This is a genomic window from Micromonospora sp. NPDC049580 (assembly GCF_040675595.1).
Lineage (GTDB): Bacteria > Actinomycetota > Actinomycetes > Mycobacteriales > Micromonosporaceae > Micromonospora.
The window spans coordinates 13520-33977 of record NZ_JBFAPG010000009.1 but is presented as its reverse complement, the minus strand read 5'-3'; the positions used below and the strand labels follow the sequence as shown (position 1 = coordinate 33977).

General features: G+C 71.0%; 21 protein-coding genes. 3 read left to right on the top strand and 18 right to left on the bottom strand.

The window, feature by feature from the left end:
• The 15 genes from nuoE to paaA form a co-directional block, all read right to left on the bottom strand.
• The coding region (gene nuoE, locus AB0J68_RS01855; RefSeq protein WP_363935473.1) for an NADH-quinone oxidoreductase subunit NuoE at nucleotides 1–1010 on the bottom strand (1010 nt) is incomplete at its 3' end.
• Nucleotides 1007–2332: an NADH-quinone oxidoreductase subunit D gene (locus AB0J68_RS01850; RefSeq protein ID WP_363935470.1), complete on the bottom strand. Its 1326-nt coding sequence runs from the start codon at nucleotides 2330–2332 to the stop codon at nucleotides 1007–1009. The genes AB0J68_RS01850 and nuoE, both read right to left, overlap by 4 nt.
• Nucleotides 2329–3066: an NADH-quinone oxidoreductase subunit C gene (locus AB0J68_RS01845; RefSeq protein WP_355065343.1), complete on the bottom strand. Its 738-nt coding sequence runs from the start codon at nucleotides 3064–3066 to the stop codon at nucleotides 2329–2331. The genes AB0J68_RS01850 and AB0J68_RS01845 overlap by 4 nt, the downstream gene beginning before the upstream one ends.
• A complete protein-coding gene (locus AB0J68_RS01840; RefSeq protein ID WP_354853890.1) occupies nucleotides 3063–3740 on the bottom strand; it encodes an NADH-quinone oxidoreductase subunit B family protein in 678 nt (225 codons plus the stop codon). The genes AB0J68_RS01845 and AB0J68_RS01840 overlap by 4 nt, the downstream gene beginning before the upstream one ends.
• Nucleotides 3741–3754: 14 nt before the next feature.
• Complete coding sequence (locus AB0J68_RS01835; RefSeq protein ID WP_007454588.1) at nucleotides 3755–4120, bottom strand: NADH-quinone oxidoreductase subunit A; 366 nt, start codon at nucleotides 4118–4120, stop codon at nucleotides 3755–3757.
• A 134-nt stretch (nucleotides 4121–4254) separates the two neighbouring features.
• Nucleotides 4255–5532 (bottom strand): geranylgeranyl reductase family protein, encoded by a 1278-nt coding sequence (locus AB0J68_RS01830; RefSeq protein WP_363935467.1) that lies wholly within the window; start codon nucleotides 5530–5532, stop codon nucleotides 4255–4257.
• A 139-nt stretch (nucleotides 5533–5671) separates the two neighbouring features.
• Nucleotides 5672–5896 carry a hypothetical protein gene (locus AB0J68_RS01825; RefSeq protein WP_354853885.1) on the bottom strand — a complete coding sequence of 75 codons (225 nt, stop codon included), beginning with the start codon at nucleotides 5894–5896 and terminating at the stop codon, nucleotides 5672–5674.
• Between the two features lie 92 nt (nucleotides 5897–5988).
• Nucleotides 5989–6699 carry a demethylmenaquinone methyltransferase gene (locus AB0J68_RS01820; protein WP_363935464.1) on the bottom strand — a complete coding sequence of 237 codons (711 nt, stop codon included), beginning with the start codon at nucleotides 6697–6699 and terminating at the stop codon, nucleotides 5989–5991.
• A gap of 195 nt (nucleotides 6700–6894) precedes the next feature.
• Nucleotides 6895–8139, bottom strand: coding sequence for an LPXTG cell wall anchor domain-containing protein (locus AB0J68_RS01815; protein WP_354853879.1), 1245 nt, complete (start codon nucleotides 8137–8139; stop codon nucleotides 6895–6897).
• Between the two features lie 439 nt (nucleotides 8140–8578).
• Nucleotides 8579–9769 carry a cyclic dehypoxanthinyl futalosine synthase gene (gene mqnC, locus AB0J68_RS01810; RefSeq protein ID WP_363935462.1) on the bottom strand — a complete coding sequence of 397 codons (1191 nt, stop codon included), beginning with the start codon at nucleotides 9767–9769 and terminating at the stop codon, nucleotides 8579–8581.
• Between the two features lie 191 nt (nucleotides 9770–9960).
• Nucleotides 9961–11070 (bottom strand): 1,2-phenylacetyl-CoA epoxidase subunit PaaE, encoded by a 1110-nt coding sequence (paaE, locus tag AB0J68_RS01805; RefSeq protein ID WP_355065335.1) that lies wholly within the window; start codon nucleotides 11068–11070, stop codon nucleotides 9961–9963.
• Complete coding sequence (gene paaD, locus AB0J68_RS01800; RefSeq protein WP_355134254.1) at nucleotides 11067–11543, bottom strand: 1,2-phenylacetyl-CoA epoxidase subunit PaaD; 477 nt, start codon at nucleotides 11541–11543, stop codon at nucleotides 11067–11069. Before paaD ends, paaE begins: the two co-directional genes overlap by 4 nt.
• Entirely contained in the window at nucleotides 11540–12265 is a 726-nt protein-coding gene (gene paaC, locus AB0J68_RS01795) for a 1,2-phenylacetyl-CoA epoxidase subunit PaaC (protein ID WP_363935459.1), read from the bottom strand. The genes paaD and paaC overlap by 4 nt, the downstream gene beginning before the upstream one ends.
• Nucleotides 12262–12549 (bottom strand): 1,2-phenylacetyl-CoA epoxidase subunit PaaB, encoded by a 288-nt coding sequence (paaB, locus tag AB0J68_RS01790; RefSeq protein WP_266248073.1) that lies wholly within the window; start codon nucleotides 12547–12549, stop codon nucleotides 12262–12264. Before paaB ends, paaC begins: the two co-directional genes overlap by 4 nt.
• Complete coding sequence (gene paaA, locus AB0J68_RS01785; protein WP_363935457.1) at nucleotides 12546–13625, bottom strand: 1,2-phenylacetyl-CoA epoxidase subunit PaaA; 1080 nt, start codon at nucleotides 13623–13625, stop codon at nucleotides 12546–12548. The genes paaB and paaA overlap by 4 nt, the downstream gene beginning before the upstream one ends.
• Nucleotides 13626–13995: 370 nt before the next feature.
• Here paaA and AB0J68_RS01780 point away from each other — a divergent pair, with 370 nt between their 5' ends.
• Both AB0J68_RS01780 and AB0J68_RS01775 read left to right on the top strand, forming a co-directional pair.
• Nucleotides 13996–14985: a hypothetical protein gene (locus AB0J68_RS01780; RefSeq protein ID WP_354853861.1), complete on the top strand. Its 990-nt coding sequence runs from the start codon at nucleotides 13996–13998 to the stop codon at nucleotides 14983–14985.
• Nucleotides 14985–15947, top strand: coding sequence for a hypothetical protein (locus AB0J68_RS01775; protein ID WP_363935455.1), 963 nt, complete (start codon nucleotides 14985–14987; stop codon nucleotides 15945–15947). The genes AB0J68_RS01780 and AB0J68_RS01775 overlap by 1 nt, the downstream gene beginning before the upstream one ends.
• Before the next feature lie 97 nt (nucleotides 15948–16044).
• Here the strand turns inward: AB0J68_RS01775 and AB0J68_RS01770 are convergent, their stop codons facing one another.
• Genes AB0J68_RS01770 through AB0J68_RS01760 form a run of 3 tightly spaced genes read right to left on the bottom strand, consistent with a single transcriptional unit; the run spans nucleotide 16045 to nucleotide 18975 of the window.
• On the bottom strand, nucleotides 16045–16896 hold the full coding sequence (locus tag AB0J68_RS01770; RefSeq protein WP_354853855.1) for a menaquinone biosynthesis protein: 852 nt from the start codon (nucleotides 16894–16896) through the stop codon (nucleotides 16045–16047).
• Nucleotides 16897–16922: 26 nt separating this feature from the next.
• Nucleotides 16923–18350 carry an MFS transporter gene (locus AB0J68_RS01765; RefSeq protein WP_363935453.1) on the bottom strand — a complete coding sequence of 476 codons (1428 nt, stop codon included), beginning with the start codon at nucleotides 18348–18350 and terminating at the stop codon, nucleotides 16923–16925.
• A gap of 43 nt (nucleotides 18351–18393) precedes the next feature.
• A complete protein-coding gene (locus tag AB0J68_RS01760; RefSeq protein ID WP_363935451.1) occupies nucleotides 18394–18975 on the bottom strand; it encodes a winged helix-turn-helix domain-containing protein in 582 nt (193 codons plus the stop codon).
• Nucleotides 18976–19167: 192 nt separating this feature from the next.
• Between AB0J68_RS01760 and AB0J68_RS01755 the strand changes: the two genes are divergently transcribed.
• Complete coding sequence (locus AB0J68_RS01755; protein ID WP_363935449.1) at nucleotides 19168–20418, top strand: DUF222 domain-containing protein; 1251 nt, start codon at nucleotides 19168–19170, stop codon at nucleotides 20416–20418.
• Nucleotides 20419–20458: the final 40 nt, after the last annotated feature.

Genomic DNA, 20458 nt, shown 5'->3' with positions numbered 1-20458 from the left:
GCGTCCGGCACCGCGGTCTGCGCGTCGGGCTGCCGGGTCTCGGCGGTACGCACCTGCGGCGACTTGTCGTCGGGCGCCTTCACGTCCGGCGCGGTGCTGCCGGTGGCCGCCTCCGGCCTGGCGGTTTCGGTCGCCGCCTCCGGCCTGGTGGTCTCGGTGGGCGTCGGCTCGGCGGCACCGGCCGCTCCCGTCGGCGCGGACGCCCCGTCGCCACCCTTGACCGGGGCCGTGGTGGCCTCGACGGGCGCCGGCTTGGCGGCCTCGGCGTCGGCCTTCGCCTTGTCCGCGTCGGCCTTCGCCTTGGCCGCTGCCTTGTCGGCCTCGGCCTTGCTGCGGATCGGGGTGTTCGGGTCGAAGCCCGGCACCGAGACGTTGTGCTCCTGCGCCAGCCGCAGACCGCGCAGGGTCGGCTCGCCCGGCCCGCCGTCGGCGACCGCGCCGTCGCGCTCGTCGGCGAAACCGGCGAGCTGCACCGCCATCTCCTTGAGCGTGCAGAGCCGCGCGCCGCGCGTCGGCATCGGCCGGCCACCGGCGCGCAGCTCGTCGACCACGCCGACCGCCGTGGACGGATCCACCCGGTCGAAGAAGTCGTAGTTGACGGTCATCACCGGGCCGTAGTCGCAGGCCGCCAGGCACTCGGCGTGCTCCAGCGTGATCGTGCCGTCCGCGGTCGTCTCGTCGTGCCCGACACCCAGGTGCTCGACGAGGGTGTCGTAGACCTCCTGGCCGCCCAGCACGTTGCACATCGTGTTGGTGCAGACGCTGACCAGGAAGTCACCGGTGGGCTTGCGCTTGTACATCGTGTAGAAGGTGGCCACCGCGCCGACCTGGGCCTTGTTCAGCCCGAGCACCTCGGCGCAGAACGTGACCCCGGCCGGGGAGACGTACCCCTCCTCCGCCTGGACCAGGTGCAGCAGCGGCAGCAGCGCCGAGCGGGACCGGTCCGCCGGGTAACGGGCGATGATCTCGCGTGCCCGCTCGCGGGTCTGCTCAGTAAAAACAACGCTCATCGGTCACAACCACCCATCACGGGGTCCAGCGAGGCGCCGCCGGCGATCACGTCGGCGATGAGGCCACCCTCGGCCATCGCCGGGAGGGCCTGGAGGTTGACGAAGCTTGGCTCCCGGTAGTGCACCCGGTACGGCCGGGTGCCGCCGTCGGAGACCGCGTGTACGCCCAACTCGCCGCGCGGCGACTCGATGCCGACGTACACCTGGCCGGGCGGGACCCGGAAGCCCTCGGTCACCAGCTTGAAGTGGTGGATCAGCGACTCCATCGACTGACCCATGATCTTCGCGACGTGCTCCAGCGAGTTGCCCATGCCGTCGACGCCGATGGCGAGCTGCGCGGGCCACGCGATCTTGCGGTCGGCGACCATCACCGGGCCCGGCCGCAGCCGGTCCAACGCCTGCTCGACCAGCTTCATCGACTCGCGGATCTCGGCGAGCCGCACCTGGTAGCGGCCCCACACGTCGCCGTCGGGGTGGGTCGGCACGTCGAACTCGTACGTCTCGTAGCCGCAGTACGGCATGGTCTTGCGCAGGTCCCAGGCGAGCCCGGCCGAGCGCAGCACCGGACCGGTGATGCCGAGCGCCACGCAGCCGGTCACGTCCAGCACCGCGACGTTCTTCGTCCGTTCGAGCCAGATGGGCTGACCGGAGAGCAGGTCCTCGTACTCCTTGAGCTTCTTCGGCATCATCTTCAGGAACTCGCGGATCTTGACGATCGCCTCGTCCGGCACGTCCTGCGCGACACCGCCCGGCCGGACGTACGCGTGGTTCATCCGCAGGCCGGTGATGGTCTCGAAGATGTCGAGGATGTACTCCCGCTCGCGGAAGCCGTACAGCATGATCGAGATCGCGCCCAGCTCCATGCCGGTGGTGGCCAGCCAGACCAGGTGCGACGAGATCCGGTTGAGCTCCATCATCAGCACGCGGATGGTGGTGGCGCGCTCGGTGACGTCGTCGGTGATGCCGAGCAGCTTCTCGACCGCGAGGGCGTACGCCGTCTCGTTGAAGATCGGGGCGAGGTAGTCCATCCGGGTCACGAACGTCGAACCCTGGACCCAGTTGCGGTACTCGAGGTTCTTCTCGATGCCGGTGTGCAGGTAGCCGACGACCGAGCGGGCCTCGCGGACCGTCTCGCCCTCCAGCTCCAGGATCAGTCGCAGCACCCCGTGCGTGGACGGGTGCTGCGGACCCATGTTGACCACGATCCGCTCGTCGTTGATCGGGTCGGTGCCCGAGACGACCGTGTCCCAGTCCCCACCGGTGACGGTGAAGACCCTGCCCTCGGTGGTCTCGCGTTCGGTCGCGTAGTTCGACGTGGTCACTGGTACGACCTCCTGCGGTCCGGCGGCGGGATCTCGGCGCCCTTGTACTCGACCGGCACGCCACCGAGCGGGTAGTCCTTGCGCTGCGGGTGGCCCTCCCAGTCGTCCGGCATGAGGATCCGGGTCAGGTTGGGGTGGCCGTCGAAGACGATGCCGAACATGTCGTACGCCTCCCGCTCCTGCCAGTCCGCCGTCGGGTAGATGGCGGTGACGCTGGGCAGGTGCGGCGACTCGACGGAGACCGCGGCCTCCAGCCGGATCCGACGCCGGTAGGTCATCGAGGTGAGCAGGTAGACCACGTGCAGCCGGCGCTCGTCGGCGCCGAGGTAGTCCACCCCGGACACCGAGGAGCACAGCTCGAAGCGCAGCGCCAGGTCGTCGCGCAGCACCTGGCAGACCTCGGCGATCCGCTCCGGGCGGACGTGCAGGGTCAACTCACCCCGGTCGACGACCACCTTCTCGATCGCGTCGCCGAAGGCCGGGTACGCCTCTTCGAGGGCGTCGCGGACCTCGTCGAAGTAGCCCCCGTACGGCCGGGGCGCCTCCTCGATGGGCTGGCGCTGGCGGACCAGGCCGCCGTAGCCGGACACGTCGCCGGTGCCCTGGTTGCCGAACATGCCGCGCCCCGCCGGGCTGGACGGCGGGTACTCGGCCGGGGCGGTGCCGCTGGCGCCGGCCGGGGTGACCGGCACCGGCACACCCCCGTCGTTGTTCCTGTCGTTCGGTGCGGTCACTTCGGGCCCCTGTGCGCGTGGAGGTGGTTCTGGGCGTTCATCCAGTTCTCGATCCGCAACTGCTCCTCGCGCCCCTCGCGGACCGCCTGGGTCCACTCGGCACGCCGGGCCTTGTCGTTGCGGTACGAGGACGGCATGGAGCCGTACGGCACGACCGGAACGTCGCCGCGCTCCTGGCGGGCCGCCAGCATCTTGCGACCGTTCGGGCCCAGCGGCTCATACATGATCTTCTCGCGGAGCTTGAGGATCGCGTCGATGAGCATCTCCGGCCGGGGCGGGCAGCCGGGCAGGTACATGTCGACCGGCACGACGTGGTCGACGCCCTGCACGATCGCGTAGTTGTTGAACATGCCGCCGCTGCTGGCGCAGACGCCCATGGAGAGCACCCAGCGGGGCTCGGCCATCTGGTCGTAGATCTGGCGCAGCACCGGTGCCATCTTCTGGCTCACCCGGCCGGCCACGATCATCAGGTCGGCCTGCCGGGGCGAGGCCCGGAAGACCTCCATGCCCCAGCGGCCCATGTCGTAGTGCGGACCACCGGCGGCCATCATCTCGATCGCGCAGCAGGCCAGGCCGAAGGTGGCGCCCCACACGGACGACTTCCGGGACCAGTTGACCAGCTTCTCCACCGAGGTGAGCAGGACGCCTGCGGGGAGCTTCTCCTCGATGCCCATCTGACGTTCCTTCCTCAGTCCCAGTCCAGGCCGCCGCGCCGCCACACATAGGCGTACGCGACGAAGACCGCGACGATGAACAGGACCATCTCCACGAAGCCGAAGATCGGCAGAGCGTCGAACGAGACCGCCCAGGGGTAGAGGAAGATGATCTCGATGTCGAAGACGATGAAGAGCATCGCCGTCAGGTAGAACTTGATCGGGAACCGCCCGCCGCCGACCGGCTGAGGGCTGGGCTCGATGCCGCACTCGTAAGCCTCGAGTTTGGCCTTGTTGTATCGACGGGGACCAGCGAAGCGGGCGGCGCCGACAGAGAACAGCGAGAACGCCGCGGCGAGGGCGAACAGCCCGATGATCGGTGCGTAAGGCGAGAGCGACATCGTTTTCTCCTGCTCGTCCTTCCCTGCCCTCGGTGCTTGACGAAAATCACACTATTCACGTCCCTCGCGGTGGCTGCCGGCGGGGGTCGATCTTTGTCGGCGTCGGGGCTGTGACCAGCACCGATGCCGTCGCTCTAGACGGCTGGCGCGGCTTTCGTCATTGCGTTGATGACCCGGTCCATCGCGTCCCCGCCTCGGGGATCGGTCAGATTGGCCAACAACTTGAGAACGAAACGCATCAGCGTCGGGTGGGGCATGCCGTGCTTGGTGGCGATCCGCATGATCTCCGGACGGCCGATCAGCTTCACGAAGATGCCGCCCAGCCGGTAGTAGCCACCGAGCCGGGCCTTCAGCTCGTTCGGGTACGCCATCAGGGCCCGCTCGCGCTCCGGCCCGGCGGGACGCGCGAGGGCCTGCACCGCCACCTCCGCGGCCAGCTCGCCGGACTCCATGGCGTACGCGATGCCCTCGCCGTTGAACGGGTTGACCATCCCGCCGGAGTCGCCGACGAGCAGAACCCCGCGGGTGTAGTGCGGCACCCGGTTGAAGCCCATCGGCAGCGCGGCGCCGAGGATCGGACCGTCGGCGTTGGCCTCGTCGGTCATGCCCCAGTCGGCGGGCGTGTTGGCCAGCCAGTCGGTGAGCAGCCGGCGGTAGTTGGTCTTGCCGAACGCGGACGACGAGTTGAGCACGCCGAGGCCGACGTTGACCCGCCCGTCACCGAGCCCGAAGATCCAGCCGTACCCGGGCAGCAGGTTGTCGCCGCTGTCCTTGCTGCGCAGCTCCAGCCACGACTCCAGGTAGTCGTCGTCGTGCTTGACCGGGGAGTGGTAGTAGCGGCGGACGGCCACGCCGATCGGCCGGTCCTCCCGCTTGGTCAGCCCGAGCGCGAGCGGGAACCGACCGGAGACCCCGTCGGCCGCCACGACCAGCGGGGCGTGGAAGGTGGCGGGCTCCTTGCCGGGCCCCACCTCCGCCTCGACGCCGGTCACCCGGCCGTCGCCGTCGAGCACCGGGCCCAGCACGTTGACGTTGGTCCGCAGTTTGGCGCCGGCCGCGACCGCCCGCTGGGCGAGCAGATCGTCGAAGTCCAGTCGCGTGCGGACCAGGCCGTAGTTGGGGAAGCTGGCCAGCTCGGGCCAGTCCAGTTCCAGGCGTACGCCGCCGCCGATCACCCGCAGGCCGCGGTTGTGCAGCCAGCCGGCCTCGGGCGAAGTGTCCACGCCCATCCGGATGAGCTGGCGCACCGCGCGCGGGGTCAGCCCGTCGCCGCAGACCTTCTCCCGGGGAAACTCGGTCTTCTCCAACACCAACACCCGTACGCCGTGCCGGGCCAGGTGGTACGCAGTCGCCGATCCACCGGGACCGGCGCCAACGACGATGACGTCGGCGTCGTGTTCCACCGCGGTCATTCGCGCCTCCTCCCGCACGCTCGTGAAATGCTTCACAAGCCAGACGGGACGAGTGTATGACCGGCGTCATACCTGCGCAGGATCAGGGGTACCTAACTCGCCGATGTGACAGCCGGCGACCGTCCACAGCAGGCGAGTGTCAGGCCGATCGGGAGGCGTCCAGGCCCGCGTCGACCCGGATCGCCTCCGGCAGATGCTCCCGCAGCGCGCCACCGGCCGCCCGGTCCAGCGCGGCCAGCACCTCGGCGACCACCTGCCGGACGTCCGCCGGATCCGCGCCGGCCAGCGCGCGCAGCTGCGCGATGAGTTCGGCCGCGTCGTCGTCGGTGGCGGCCACCGGGTCCGCCCGGTCTGCTCCGGTCATGCGGACGAGCGTACGGGGCAAAGTGGACTAAAGTCGGATATTCCTGAAACGCGTCGCGGCGTCGCGGCGTGTCCGCGTCTCGGGTCTCCGCGCTACTCGCGGATCCCCCGGTGCAGCGCGACCACGCCGCCGGTCAGGTTGCGCCACGCCACTCGACCCCACCCGGCCGCGGCGACCCGCCCGGCCAGCGCGGCCTGGTCCGGCCAGGCCCGGACCGACTCCGCCAGGTAGACGTACGCCTCGGGGTTGCTGGACACCGCGCGGGCGACCACCGGCAGCGACCGCATCAGGTACGACAGGTAGACCGTTCGGAAGGCCGGGTTGACCGGGGTGCTGAACTCGCACACCACCAGCCGTCCACCCGGCCGGGTGACCCGGGCCAGCTCGCGCAGGGCCGCGTCGGTGTCGTTGACGTTGCGCAGCGCGAAGGAGATGGTCACCGCGTCGAAGCTCGCGTCGGCGAACGGCAGTCGCAGCGCGTCCCCGGCCAGCAGCGGCACCTCGGGACGGACCCGCTTGCCCGCGTACAGCATGCCCAGCGACAGGTCGGCCCCGACCACGTACGCCCCGGACTGGGCCAGCTCGCGCGTCGAGACGCCGGTGCCCGCGCCCACATCGAGCACCCGCTCGCCCGGCCGCAGCCCGAGCGCCGCGCGGGTGGCCCGCCGCCAGAAGCGGTCCTGACCGAAGGAGAGCACCGTGTTGGTCAGGTCGTAGCGCTCGGCCACGCCGTCGAACATCGCGGCGACCTCGTGCGGTTGCTTGTCCAGGCTGGCGCGCTGGCCCTGCGGTGTACGGCTCACCCGCTCCACTCTGCCAGCCACGCTCAAGCCCTCGACCGCTGGGTCCGCGTACCCCATGGCAACCGGGAGCGTCGACGCGGCCGGCGGTGGCGGACGGCCGCGCGGCCCGGCATGCGAAAGGGCGGGGTGGTCGCCCACCCCGCCCTCGCGTCGTGCCTACGTCAGATCGTGCCTATCTCTCAGATCGTGCCGACGTCAGTCGGTCGAGGTCTCGTCGCCCGGGGCGACCAGGACGACCTTGCGCCGGCGGGAGAGCACCAGCAGCGCCCCACCCGCGAGCAGGATCAGACCGCCGATGCCGCCGATCAGGCCGGCCTGCACACCGGTCACCGGCAGCCCACCGCCACCGGAACCACCGCCACCGGTGGTCGGCGACGTGGTCGTGCCCGGCGTCGTCGTGCCGCCCGGCGTCGGAGTCGCCGTCGGGGTGGCCGTCGGCGTCGGGGTCGGCTGCGCGCTCAGGTCGACGAAGACGTCGAACTGCGCGGTGTTGTCCACCTCGTCGGTCTCGGTGAACGCCCGCCGCTGCGCGCTGGAGGCCACCTGCGGCTGCTCCTCGGGGCTGCCCTCAGCGGCCTCCAGGCCGGCGGCCCAGACGAAACCGGGTCGGAGCACCGGCTCGGTCACGTCCGCGCCGACCTTCACCCGCACGTCGGCGGTGTAGAACTGCCCCGGCTTCAGCACCACGCCGGTGTCCTCGCAGTACGCGTTCGCGAACCCACCCAGCGGCTGCTCGACGCAGCTCTCCGGCAGCTCGGCGAAGGTGACGCCGGCCGGGAGGGTGATCCCGTACGCCACGCCGGTCGCCTTGCGGCTGCCGTCGTTGTAGACCGCCCAGTCCAGCGGCGCGGTCTCGCCCCGCTTGACCGGCTTGAGGCCGGACTCGCCCGCCTCGTCGCCGTCCACCGCCACGTCGGCGTAGACGTCCTGCACCCAGGAGGTCAGGTCGTAACCGGGCTTGGCGACGGTGATGTCGTGCCGCACCGTGTTGTCACGCGGGTTGGGGTCGGCGGTGGCCGAGCTGATGGTGACCACCAGCGTGCCGGCGTCACCGCGACCGCCGGTCGAGAAGAGCGGGATGCCGAAGTCCTCGGTGGTGCCGGCCGCCAGATCGCCGAGCAGGCAGGTGAAGGTCGTGCCGGTGAGGTCGCACCCAACCGGGGTGAGCACGCCGACCTTGCGGTTCTTCAGGCCCTTCGTCTCCACGGTGACCCGGACGTCCTTGGCGTCGACCGAGCTGCGGGTGTTGTCGACCTGAAACTTGAACGGCTTCGCCTTGGCCGCCTTGACGCCCTGGGCCAACTCGTAGCTGAGGGGCACCAGGGCCAGGTCAGCCTGGTCGGCGGCCTGCGCCGGGGCGGCAACGGTGGCCAGGCCACCGGCAGCGAGCAGTGCCACGACGCCGATACGAGCCAGCGTCGAGCGGTGGAAGGCTGTCATCAGTCCCCCGGGGTTTAGGGAAGAAGAGAATGAATGGTTGTGGGACCGAGCGGACGTTATCGGAGGTCGATCTCCCCCGCCAGCGTGGCGGACGAATTTCAACCGTCCGGACTGGACCCGGCACACGGTACGGGCGGAATGGTCACCCATCCCGCCCGTACCGCCGTGCGTTATATGAACGACCCTCATGGGCCGATGGAGGACACTCCCTGACCAGCCCATCAGATCACCGTCACCCGGGCGGTCGGGCCGATTCCAGCGATCCGTGCCACCCGCGGTGACGACGGATACGAGGCGGGACGGTAGCGGCCGCCGATCATCTCCACCACCCCCGTGGCGGGCAGCCTGACGGTGCGACGGCGGGGACCACCCGTACCGCCGCCGTTGCCGGGCGGGAGCATGATCCCCGGTCAGCCGAACGGTCGGGGCGGGATCGACCTCAGTTGACCTCGACCAGCGGCAGCGAGCGCCCCGCGCCGCCGCCGGGCAGCGCGATCGAGGAGAAGTGCGAGACCACCCGCTCGTCGGTCGGGTCGTCGGCCGGCGTGTGGAGCACCGCCAAACGGTTGTAGAGGGTGTCCCGCTGGGCCGGGATCCGGTCGGCGGAGCGGATCATGCCGATCAGCTCGTGGAGGTTGGAGCGGTGCCGGGCGCCGGCCGAGGAGATGACGTTCTCCTCCAGCATGATCGAGCCGAGGTCGTCCACGCCCATGTGCAGCGACAACTGCCCGACGTCCTTGCCGGTGGTCAGCCAGGACGCCTGCAGGTGCGGCACCGTCTCGAAGAAGAGCCGGGCCACCGCGACCAGGCGCAGGTATTCCAGGGTGGTCGCCTGGGTGCGGCCCTTGAGGTGGTTGTTCTCCGGCTGGTACGTCCACGGGATGAAGGACCGGAAACCACGGGTGCGGTCCTGCACGTCGCGGATCATGCGCAGGTGCTCGATCCGCTCGGCGTGCGTCTCGCCGGTGCCCATCATCATGGTCGCGGTCGACTCGATGCCCTGCCGGTGAGCCAGCTCCATGACCTCCAGCCAGCGCTCACCCGACTCCTTGAGCGGGGCGATGGCCTTACGGGGGCGCTCGGGCAGCATCTCCGCACCGGCGCCGGCGATCGAGTCCAGGCCGGCGGCCTTGATCCGGGCGATGGCCTCGTCCAGGCTCACGCCGGACACCTTGGCCATGTGCAGGATCTCGCTCGGGCCGATCGAGTGGATGACCAGCTGCGGGTACGCCTGCTTGACCGAGGAGAACAGCTCCTCGTAGTACTCGACGCCGTAGTCCGGGTGGTGGCCGCCCTGGAGCATCACCTGGGTCGCGCCCAGCTCGACCGCCTCGCCGCAGCGACGCAGGATCTCCTCCGTCGGGTGGGTCCACCCCTCGGAGTGCTTCGGCGCCCGGTAGAACGCGCAGAACTTGCACGCCGTCACACAGACGTTCGTGTAGTTGATGTTGCGATCGATCAGGTAGGTGACGATGTTGTCCGGGTAGCGCCGCCGGCGCACCGCGTCCGCCGCCTCGCCCAGCGCGTGGAAGGGCGCCTCGGTGTAGAGCAGCAGAGCCTCCTCGGGCGTGATCCGCCCGCCGTCCGCGCCACGCTGCAGGATGTCGTCGATCTCCCGGCTCACCGTCACGCCTCCGAGCCTACGCCCGCCCCGCGTCCTCTCCCGGACGGGTGCTGACGGCTGTGATGCGCTGCGCACCCCCCGGGTCGGGGGCCAGCCCACCGTGCGGCCGTCCTGACTGCCCCGTCTTTGGGGCAGCTCGACAGGCTCGGTATCGACCGTGGACCGTCCGGCACGCCACACGGTCCGCGAGTCGGCCGTCAGGCGTCGTAGTCGACCGTGAGCCTGTCGGTGGTCGGGCTGGACTGGCAGGTCAGCACGTAGCCGGCGGCCAGCTCGTCGGGCTCCAGGGCGTAGTTGCGGGCCATCGTGACCGCCCCGTCGACGACCTTCGCCTTGCAGGTCGAGCAGACGCCGCCCTTGCAGGCGTACGGCAGCTCGCCGCGCACCTTGAGCGCGGCGTCCAGCACCCGCTCCTCGCGGCCCATCGTGAAGCTCGACGACCGACCGTCCAGCACGATGGTGACGTCCGAACCGGTGCCCGGCTGGTCGACGGGGCGGGCCACCGGCTCCGGTGGCGCGTCGACGTGGAACAGCTCGGTGTGCACCGCCGACTCCGGCAGCCCGCGCGCGGTCAGCACGTCCCGGGCGTCGACCACCATGCCGTACGGGCCGCAGAGGAACCACTCCTCGATGACGTCGCCCGGCACGATGGTGCCCAGCAGGCGCTCCAGCCGTTCGGCGTCGATCCGCCCGGAGAGCAGCGGCGACTCACCCTGCTCCCGGGACAGCACGTGCACCAGGTGCAGCCGGGTGGGGTAGCGGTCCTTCAGGTCGGCCAGCTCCTCGGCGAACATGACCCGGTTGGCCGTGCGGTTGCCGTACACCAGGGTGAAGGTGCTGGCCGGCTCGACGGCCAGGGCCGTCCCGACGAGCGCGAGCACCGGGGTGATGCCGGAGCCGGCGACGACCGCGCCGTAGTGGCGCACCCGGTCCGCCGCGAACGCCGTGGTGAAGGTGCCCAGCGGCGTCATCACCTCGACGGTGTCGCCGCGGCGCAGCGCGCCGCAGGCGAACGCCGAGAACGCGCCGCCGGGGATCTCCCGCACCCCGATCCGCAGCCGGCCGTGCCGGGCCAGGTCGTCAGGGGTGGAGCAGATGGAGTACGACCGCCGCACGTCGTCGCCGTCGTCGGTCACCCGCCGCACGGTGAGGTGCTGACCGGCGCGGAACGCGAACGCCTCCCGCAAATCCTCGGGTACGGCGAAGGTGACCGCGACCGAGTCGTCGGTGAGCCGGTCGACGGCGGCGACCGGCAGCGGGTGGAAGGCCGGCCGGCGGCGGACCGGCCGGGAGATGGTGACTGTCACAGCGCCTTCAGGTGGTCGAAGGGTTCGGAGCAGGAACGGCAGCGCCACAACGCCTTGCACGCGGTCGAGCCGAACCGGCTGACCTGCTCGGTCTCCGGCGACCCGCAGAGCGGGCAGCGGACCGCGAGGGTCAGCGCCACCACGCCGGGGGCGGGCGCCGGCGACGGCGGGGCGATCCCGGCGGCGGCCAGCTTGGCCCGCCCGACATCGGAGATCCAGTCGGTGCTCCACGCTGGGCTGTAGACCGTCCGCACCTCGGCGTCCGGATAACCGGCCGTGGCCAGCGCGCGCCGGACGTCGGCCCGGATCACGTCCATGGCGGGGCAGCCCGTGTACGTCGGGGTGATGGTGACGGTGACCCGGCCACTGGCCCGGTCCTCCTCGACCGCGCGCAGGATCCCCAGCTCGTCGATGGTGATCACCCGGATCTCCGGGTCCACCACGCTCGCCGCCGCCATTCGCGCGTCGGTCACCACTGCGCCCCGGGGTGGGCGCGGTGCAGCACCTGCATCTCGGCCAGCAGGTACGACAGGTGCTCGGTGTGCACGCCAGCCCGCCCGCCCGTCGGAGCCCAGCCGCGCTCCGGGCGGGTGAGCGTCGCCTCGGCCAGCACCGGGCCGACGGTCTCGTCGAACGCCGCCCGCAGGCCCGCCGGGTCGACCGGCGCCGCCGGGTCCGCGGCGAACAGCTCGTGGGTGTACGGCCAGACGTGGTCGACGGCCTCCTGCATCCGGCGGTGCGACTCCTCGGTGCCGTCGCCGAGCCGCCTGACCCACAGCGCGCCGTGGTCCAGGTGGTACGCCGACTCCTTGCGCGCCTTCGCGCCGATGGCGGCCAGCCGCTCGTCCGGGCAGGACGCGAGCGCGGTGTAGAGCGGCAACTGGTACGCCGCCAGGAAGAACAGCTTCGCCATGGTCACCGCGAAGTCGCCGTTGGGCAGCTCGACCAGCAGCACGTTGCGGAACTCGCGGTCGTCACGCAGATACGCCAGCGCGTCCTCGTCCCGACCGGCCTCCTCCAGCTCACCCGCGTACGACAGCAGCAGCCGGGCCGCGCCGAGCTGGTCGAGGGCGATGTTGGCGAGCGCGATGTCCTCTTCCATCTCCGGCGCGCGGGTCGTCCACTCGGCCAGCCGCTGCGCGGCGATCAGCGCGTCGTCGCCGAGGGCGAGGGCGAGGGCGAACGGCCCGCTCACAGGTGTGCCACCCCGTCCGGCACCTCGTAGAAGGTGGGATGGCGGTAGACCTTGTCGGCGGCCGGGTCGAAGAAGGCGTCCTTCTCGTCCGGGCTGGACGCGGTGATCGCGCCCGCCGGCACCACCCAGATCGACACGCCCTCCTGTCGGCGGGTGTAGAGGTCGCGGGCGTTGCGCAGGGCCAGCTCGGCGTCCGGGGCGTGCAGGCTGCCGACGTGGGTGTGCGACAGCCCGCGCCGCGCCCGCACGAAGACCTCCCACAGAGGCGAGTGCTCGTTGCTCACGCGGCCACCTTCTCCCTCTTGTCCGCTCGCTTGGCGGCGTACGCCGCGGCGGCCTCGCGTACCCATGCGCCGTCGGCGTGGGCGGCCCGGCGGTGCGCCATCCGCTCCCGGTTGCACGGCCCGTTGCCCTTGATGACCTGCATCAGCTCGTCGTAGTCGGGCTGGCTGTAGTCGTACGCCTGCCGTTCCTCGTTCCAGCGCAGGCCGTCATCGGGAATGCGCAGCCCGAGGATCTCCGCCTGCTGGACGCACATGTCGACGAAGCGTTGGCGCAGGTCGTCGTTGGAGAAACGCTTGATCTTCCAGGCCATCGACTGGGCGGAGTGGGTGGAGTCGCCGTCCGGCGGGCCGAACATGGCCAGCGACGGGTACCACCAGCGGTCCACGGCGTCCTGGGCCATGGCCTTCTGTGCCGGGGTGCCGTGCGCCAGGGTGTGCAGGATCTCGTAGCCCTGGCGCTGGTGGAACGACTCCTCCTTGCAGACGCGGATCATCGCCCGCGCGTACGGGCCGTAGGAGCACCGGCACAGCGGCACCTGGTTGACGATCGCCGCGCCGTCCACCAGCCAGCCGATCGCGCCCACGTCCGCCCAGGTCAACGTGGGGTAGTTGAAGATCGAGCTGTACTTCTGCTTACCGTCGAGCAGCAGCTGGACCAGTTCGTCGCGACTGATGCCGAGGGTCTCGGCGGCGGCGTAGAGGTAGAGACCGTGGCCCGCCTCGTCCTGGACCTTGGCCAGCAGGATCGCCTTGCGCTTGAGCGAGGGCGCCCGACTGATCCAGTTGCCCTCCGGCTGCATGCCGATGATCTCGGAGTGGGCGTGCTGGGCGATCTGCCGGATCAACGTCCGGCGGTACGCCTCGGGCATCCAGTCGCGCGGCTCGATCTTCTGCTCCGCGTCGACCACCTCGGTGAAGTACGCGGCCAGGTCCTCGTCCGGTGCGGGACCGCCGCGGCGCTCGCGCGCGGCGGCGGCACGCAGCTCCGCCTCGGCGGCCTCGACCTCGCCGAGCAGGCCCGCGCCGGGCGCGTCGTCCGGTGCGTCGCCGGGGGCGGAGAAGTCGTTGCCATACATGTCGACAAGTGTTACAGCTTGCGCCCCAATGCACTAGGGGGTGTAACAGGAAACCCGAGTCACGTTCCGTCACCGATGGGCAGTTCCTGGTTACGGGTCGTGACCCTGGCTCCTATGACTTGGGTCACGGGAAGAAGGTGAAACCTCTCAGAAGCGGCATACCATCGGGATTTTTCACCGATTTCGTACGTTGCCTGGTGTCGAGCTCTGGTGCCCGGCCCCTGCGGACGTAGACTTCTGCCGGTCACACGATCGGCTGCCCCCACGCCGTCTCCACAGAGGCCACCGCCCCCGGCCTTGGCGCACGCACCGGTCGCCCCGGACAACGAAGCCGGTCCCCCGGCCCTGACATCTGGAGCTCACCCAACTCATGCGATCTCGCGTGACCATGGTGTTCGCCATCGTGGCGGTTCTTCTCGGTGGCGTCCTGCTGGTCCCCACCGCGTACGCCCGACTCTCCACCGACGACAGCGGTGGTGGAGGCGGCGGTGGCGGCGCCAGCGTCGCCGCGCCCGCGCCCACTCCGCCGCCACCGCCCACGCTGGCCGCCGGCCGGGTGTCGGTGAGCTTCAAGGGCGAGTTTTTCTCGTGGGCGTTGATGGACCGGCAGACCGGCAAGATCTCCGGCTCGTCGAACATGGCCTCGACCAGCTCCACCGAATCGATGCTCAAGGCGTGGATCGTCTCGGACTATCTGCGGCAGCTCAAGGACCGGGAACCGCCGGCGAACCTGAAGAAGGCGGCCAGCCTCGCCATCCGCAACAGCGACGACGACGCGGCCAACGCGGTCTACAAGGCCGCCGGCGGCTCGTACGCCGTGCCGCCCGGCGGGCAACCCGGGCCGGTCGTCAAGCGCGCGATCAGCATCTGCGGTCTGACCGACACCAAGCGCGGCAACGTCCCGAAGTACGAGGGTTGGTGGAGCTTCACCCGCATGTCCCCGCGGGACGCCGTCCGGCTCGGTGACTGCATCGCCGACGGCAAGGCCGCCGGCCCCAAGTGGACGAAGTGGGTGCTCAGCGAGATGAGCCAAGTCAAGGGCACCACCGCAGCCAAGGACCAGAAGCTCAAGTCCGGCGGTGGCCGCTGGGGGATCATCAACGGTCTGCCCAAGTCGATCACCGCGCAGGGGCCGGTCAGCATCAAGAACGGGTGGACCGCGATCAACTACGACGGCAACTGGCACGTCAACTGCCTCGCCGTCAACGGGAAGTGGAGTCTCGCGGTGATGCTGCGTTACCCGATCAAGAACGGTCTGGACTACGGCGCGCAGGTCTGCGCCAGCGTGGCCACCCAACTGGTCACCCCGCAGCCGGGCGCCGCGCTCAAGGTGCCGCAGCAGCCGGTCGGAAAGCTCTGATGGCCGGCAACCGGCGGGCCGACCGGCGCGGTGCGGGCGAGACCTCGCCGCTGCGCCTGATCGCTGTCGCGGTCATCCTCATCGGGTTGGTGCTGGTGTCGCTACGGCTCCTGCCCGGGTCGCCGTTCGAGTCGTCCGCGGCCGCCACGTGGGGTGACTCCGAGGCGACTACCAGCGACCGGTCCACCGGAGCGGCCACCGACCGCAGTGCCCGTCAGCCCTCCCCGCCGTCGCCGAGCCCGAGCCCCTCGCTGGCGCCGCTGCCGTTCCAGGCCAAGGACCTCAACCTCGACATCCAGGGCTGGTACTCCTGGAGCGTGCTCGACCGCCGGACCGGAAAGATCATCGGTTCGAAGAACATGGGCGAGACCAGCACCACCGCCTCGATGATCAAATCCTGGATCGTCGCCGACTATCTGCGTCGCGCCGCCGACGCCGGCCAGACGCCGAGCGACGCGAAGCTCGCCGACGCCACCCGGATCATCCGGGACAGCGACAACACGCGGGCCGAGCAGTTCTACAACTCGGTCGGCCGGGACGCCTCTATCAAACGACTGATTTCCATGTGCAAGCTGACCGACAGCAGCGTCGCCCCCGACAAGGGGTGGTCCCGCACGGCCCTCTCCCCCCGCGACACCGCCCGCCTGGGCAACTGCATCGCCACCGGCACCGCCGCCGGGCCGAAGTGGACCAAGTGGCTGCTCAACGAGATGAAGCTCGTCCGCGGCGCCGGTGACTTCGGCATCCGCAAGGCGTTCCCGGCCGCCGAGCAGAAGCAGATCGCCATCAAGAACGGGTGGATCGACCGGACCGCGGAGCAGGAGATGCACATCAACTGCCTGGCCATCGGGGACACCTGGACGATGGGCGTGATGGTCAAGTACCCGATCGGCATGGGCTACGACTACGGCATGAAGAACTGCGAGAAGATCACCGAGGCACTGCTGCGCCCCGGCACCTGATCACGCGCCGACCGCTGTTGGTCGGCGCGCCTCGGCGCTCGGGGCGGTCGGCTCGGCGCAGGCGCGGCTCGTCGCGGCGGTCGGCTCGGCCGGCTGCTCAGCCGGCGAAGAACTCCGGGCCACCGTCGGGCAGCGCCGGGACCTCGCCGAGCGCGGCTACCCGCCGGGCGAACTCGCGCAGCCCGGCGACCTGCCGCTCGCCGAGCGAGAAGTCCAGGATCCGGAAGTACGTGGCCAGCGTCGCGGCGTCGAACGCCTCCCAGCGCGCTGCCGCCTCGGCGACCTGATCCAGCTCCGAGAGGCAGAGGTCGCGCGAGCGAAGGAACGCCTCGTGCACCTCCTTGACCAGGCCCGGGTGTGCGGCGGCGAAGTCGCGGCGGACCGCCCAGACGGCGAAGACCATCGGCAGCCCGCTCCATTCCCGCCAGGCCTGTCCGAGGTCGGTCACGGTGAGGCCCCGCAACGGCGCCTCGTGGTAGGCCCGAAGCGCCACATCCCCGATCAGCACCCCGGCGTCGGCTTCCAGCAGCATCTGGGTCAGGTCCGGAGGGCAGCGGAAGTAGTCGGGCCGCACGCCGTACCGCTCGGCGAGCAACAACTGCGCGAGCATGACCCCGGTCCGCGAGGTCGAGCCGAGCGCCACCCGGGCGCCGTCCAGCTCGGCGAGGGGACGGGTGGAGACCATGTTGACCGAGAGCACCGGCCCGTCGCTGCCCACCGCGAGGTCCGGCAGGAGAAGCAGCTCGTCGGTGTGCTTCAGGTACTCCATCAGCGTGATGGGGCCGATGTCGAGGTCGCCGGCGACCAGCGCCGCGCTCAGCCGGTCCGGCGAGTCCTTGTGCAGGTCCACGTCGAGCAGGGTGCCCGAGCGCATCAGCCCCCAGTAGATGGGCAGGCAGTTCAGGAACTGGATGTGCCCGACCCGCGGGCGTGCGACGCGCTCAGCCATGACCCGACCGTATCCCCGGCCTCCGGTCAGGGCCCGGCGGGCCGGCCCGGAGTGGCCAACCCCGCATCCGTCCCACCCGGTCGCAGAGCCTCCGATCCCGTCGTTTCCTCGCACTCGGGGCCGGTGGACTGCGGGCGTACCGGTCCGGCAGTCGTGTCACGCCCCGGTCCGGCCGACTGCTCGCGTACCGGCCTGCGTACCGCCCGGGCGACGACCGGCACGAACACCAGCACCACCAGGAGCCCGGCCGCTCCGGCCCCCGCGATCAGTGGCCGGGGCGCGACACCGGTGAGCAGCGCGCCGCCGATCAGGTAACCGCCCATCGAGCCGCCCTGCACGGCCGCGCCGTAACTGGCGTACGCCCGGGCGCGCATCCCCGGCGGCACGCGGCGAGCGGTGAGAAGGTTCGCGAAGACGTTCTCCGCGCCGTTGGCCGCGCCGGCCACCAGCCAGAGTGGCACCAGCAGAACCGCCGCTGGCACCGTCGCGGCCAGCAGCACCATCGAACTGCACCCGGCCAGCGTGATCAGCACTCCGTGGACCAGCGCAGCGTCGTCGTCGAGCCGGCGCGCGAGCCGCGCCGCCAGCCAGCCGGCGGGCAACATCCCGGCCATCCAGGCGGCGCCAACGAGGCCGTACGTGGTGGCAGACCCCTTCAGCGTCTCCCGAATGAAGAAGACCTCGATCACGTTGATGCCGCCGATCGCCGCGATCACCACGGCGGTGCTGACCACCATGACAAGCATCAGCGGATCCCGTCGAAGCCGCCAGCCCTGGCCCGTACCACCCGGATTGACCCGGCTGCCCTGGCCTCCCACCCGGACCTGCTCCGCCGGGCCGGCCTGGTCCGCACGGCCGGCCTGGTCCGCGGTGGGCCGTCGGCCGCCGCGACGGGTCCGCAGCAGCAGGCCCGCGACCACGAGCGCGAGGTAGGTCGCGGCGTCGACCAGCAGCGGTACGCGGGTGCCGAACTGCCCCACCAGCAGGCCGGCCAGCACCGGGCCGCCGAGCGCGCCGAGGGAGACGGCGGTCTGGCTGATCGCGCTCGCGCGTGGCAGGTCGGCCGGGCGGACCATCGCCGGGAGCAGCGCCGCCAGGCAGGGCTGGGTGACCGCGAGCCCGCAGGCGAGCAGCGCGACGAGGACCACGACCACTATCGGGTCGTCGGCGACGGCGAGTAGCACGCAGATCGCGGCCTGCGCCGACCCGATGGTCACCAGCAGGGTACGACTGTCCACCCGATCGGCGAGCCGTCCGGCGAGCGGGGCCAGCACCACCAGGGGCAGAGTGGCCGCGAGCAGTAGTCCCGACACGGCCAGTCCGCCGGCACCCGCGCCCTGCAGGGCCAGCGCGAGCGCGGTGGCGGCGAGAAAGTCGCCACCGACCGTGGTGCCGCGGGCCGCGCTGGCGAGCCACACGTCCGACCAGCGCGACGCCTCAGTTGTGAAGGACATACTTCGAAAATAATCCTTCACAACTGATCGACACAACCCCCCGCTACGCCAGCGGCACCGTCCGGTACTGAACGGCGACGGAACGAGCACCAGGCGGCGCGGCGGCGCGCCGTCGAGGGTGGTACGGCCTGAGCAGCGTCATGACCGCCTCGTTCAGATCGGCCAACTCGTCTGCCGTGAGCAGCAGCAGCGTGTCGTTGAACAGCGCCACGTCGTACCACTCGGCGGGCTCGTCACCGGCGCGCCGCAACCAGTCCCGGGTCCGCTCCATCGCACGAGCGGCGTGCGCCTCCACCAGCGCCTGCTCGGCGGCACGCGCGTCCGGACCAGCCTCGCGGCCCGCGTCGACCAGCCAGCCGACACCCGGCGTACGCCACACCCGCTCGCGCGCGTCGCCCCGGCTGGGCGCCTGCTCGACCAGGCCGAACTTCGCCAGCGCCCGCAGGTGATAGCTGGTGGCGCTCGGCGACAGCCCGGCGATTTCCGCGCACTCGGTGGCGGTTCCGCCACCCTCGCGGCTACTCAGGTATTCGATGATCGCGATCCGGGCCGGATGGGCCAACGCCCGCATCACCTGCGGATCGCTGATCGTCTTCCGACGCGGCTCGGGACGGGCCTCGGTCATGCCCCCATGATCCTGGCCGTCCGGCCGACCCGCCATCAGCCCGGCGTTCCGCGCCGCCGCGACCGTGGACCGCATCCGGCCCGGCTGCACGACGAAGCAGATGCGTCGACCACCGCCGCCCTGGCGGATGACGGCCGCATGGTCGGTCTGCTCGACGGCGAAAGTGTCGTACAGGTGTTCTATTGTCGTTCCATGTTGAAGGCGTTGACGCAGGCGGCGGGTGCCGTCGACGACTGCGCCGAAGCCGCGCTGTGGGCTCTCTCCGACGATGAGCTGCTCGCGTCCCTCGATGCGGCACACGTGGTGACGCAGCGTCTGGCGACCGTCCAGCTCGCTCTGGTGCGCGAGCTGGACGCTCGTGGTCTCGCCGTCGCCCAAGGGGCATCGTCCACCGCCGTCTGGCTGCGGGAGCGGCTGCGGCTCTCCGGCCGGTCGGCCCGGCAGATGGTCCAGCTCGCCGCCACCATCGACGCCGCCCCGCCAACGGTGCGCGACGCTCTGCTCGACGGCAGCCTCACCGTGGAGCAGGGCCGGGTGGTCGCGGAGACGGTCGCGGCCCTGCCGGTCGCGGCCGGGCCCGAGGTAACAGACAAGGCCACCGAGCTGTTGATCTCCTGGGCCGATCGCTTCGATCCGACCATCCTGAGTCGCCTCGGGGAGCGCGTCCTCACGCACGTCGCGCCGGATCTGGCCGACCAGGCCGAGCTGGCGGCCCTCGACCGGGCCACCCAACGGGCGGAGACTCGCCGGCACGTCACCCTCTCCGAGCCAAAGGACGGGCAGGTCCGCCTCACCGGAAACCTCGACACCGAGACCGCGAGCCTGCTGCGCGAGGCCATCGATCCGCTCTGCGCCCCAGCCGGTGAGCACGACGACCGCAGTCCCGGCCAACGCCGGGCGGACGCACTCGGCGAGATCTGCCGGCTGGCACTGCGCACCGGCCACCTACCCGACAACGGCGGAGATCGGCCGCAACTGGTGGTCACCATGTCGCTCGACGCGCTGGTCAACGACGTGGGCGCGGGCACCCTGGAGACCGGTGCGCGCCTCACGCCGGGCGCGGTCCGGCGCCTGGCCTGCGACTCTGCCGTGCTGCCGGTCGTGTTGGGTGGCAACAGCCAGATCCTGGACGTCGGACGTCAGCGCCGGCTCTTCACCGGTCCCCTGCGGCGCGCGTTGGTGCTGCGCGACGGTGGGTGCGCCTTCCCCGGCTGCGACCGGCCGCCGCGATGGTGCGATGGTCACCACGTCCGCCACTGGGCCGACGGCGGCACGACGACGCTGAGCAACGCGGTCCTGCTGTGCGGCCACCATCACCGGCTCCTTCACCAGGGTGACTGGACCGTCCGCATCGCAGCGGACGGCAGACCCGAATTCCTCCCGCCCGACTGGATGGACGCGCTCCGCACCCCCCGTCGCAACCTCTACCACCAGCGCTGCTGAGTCCCGCGAGCCTCACCCATCGCGAACCGACCAAGCCCAG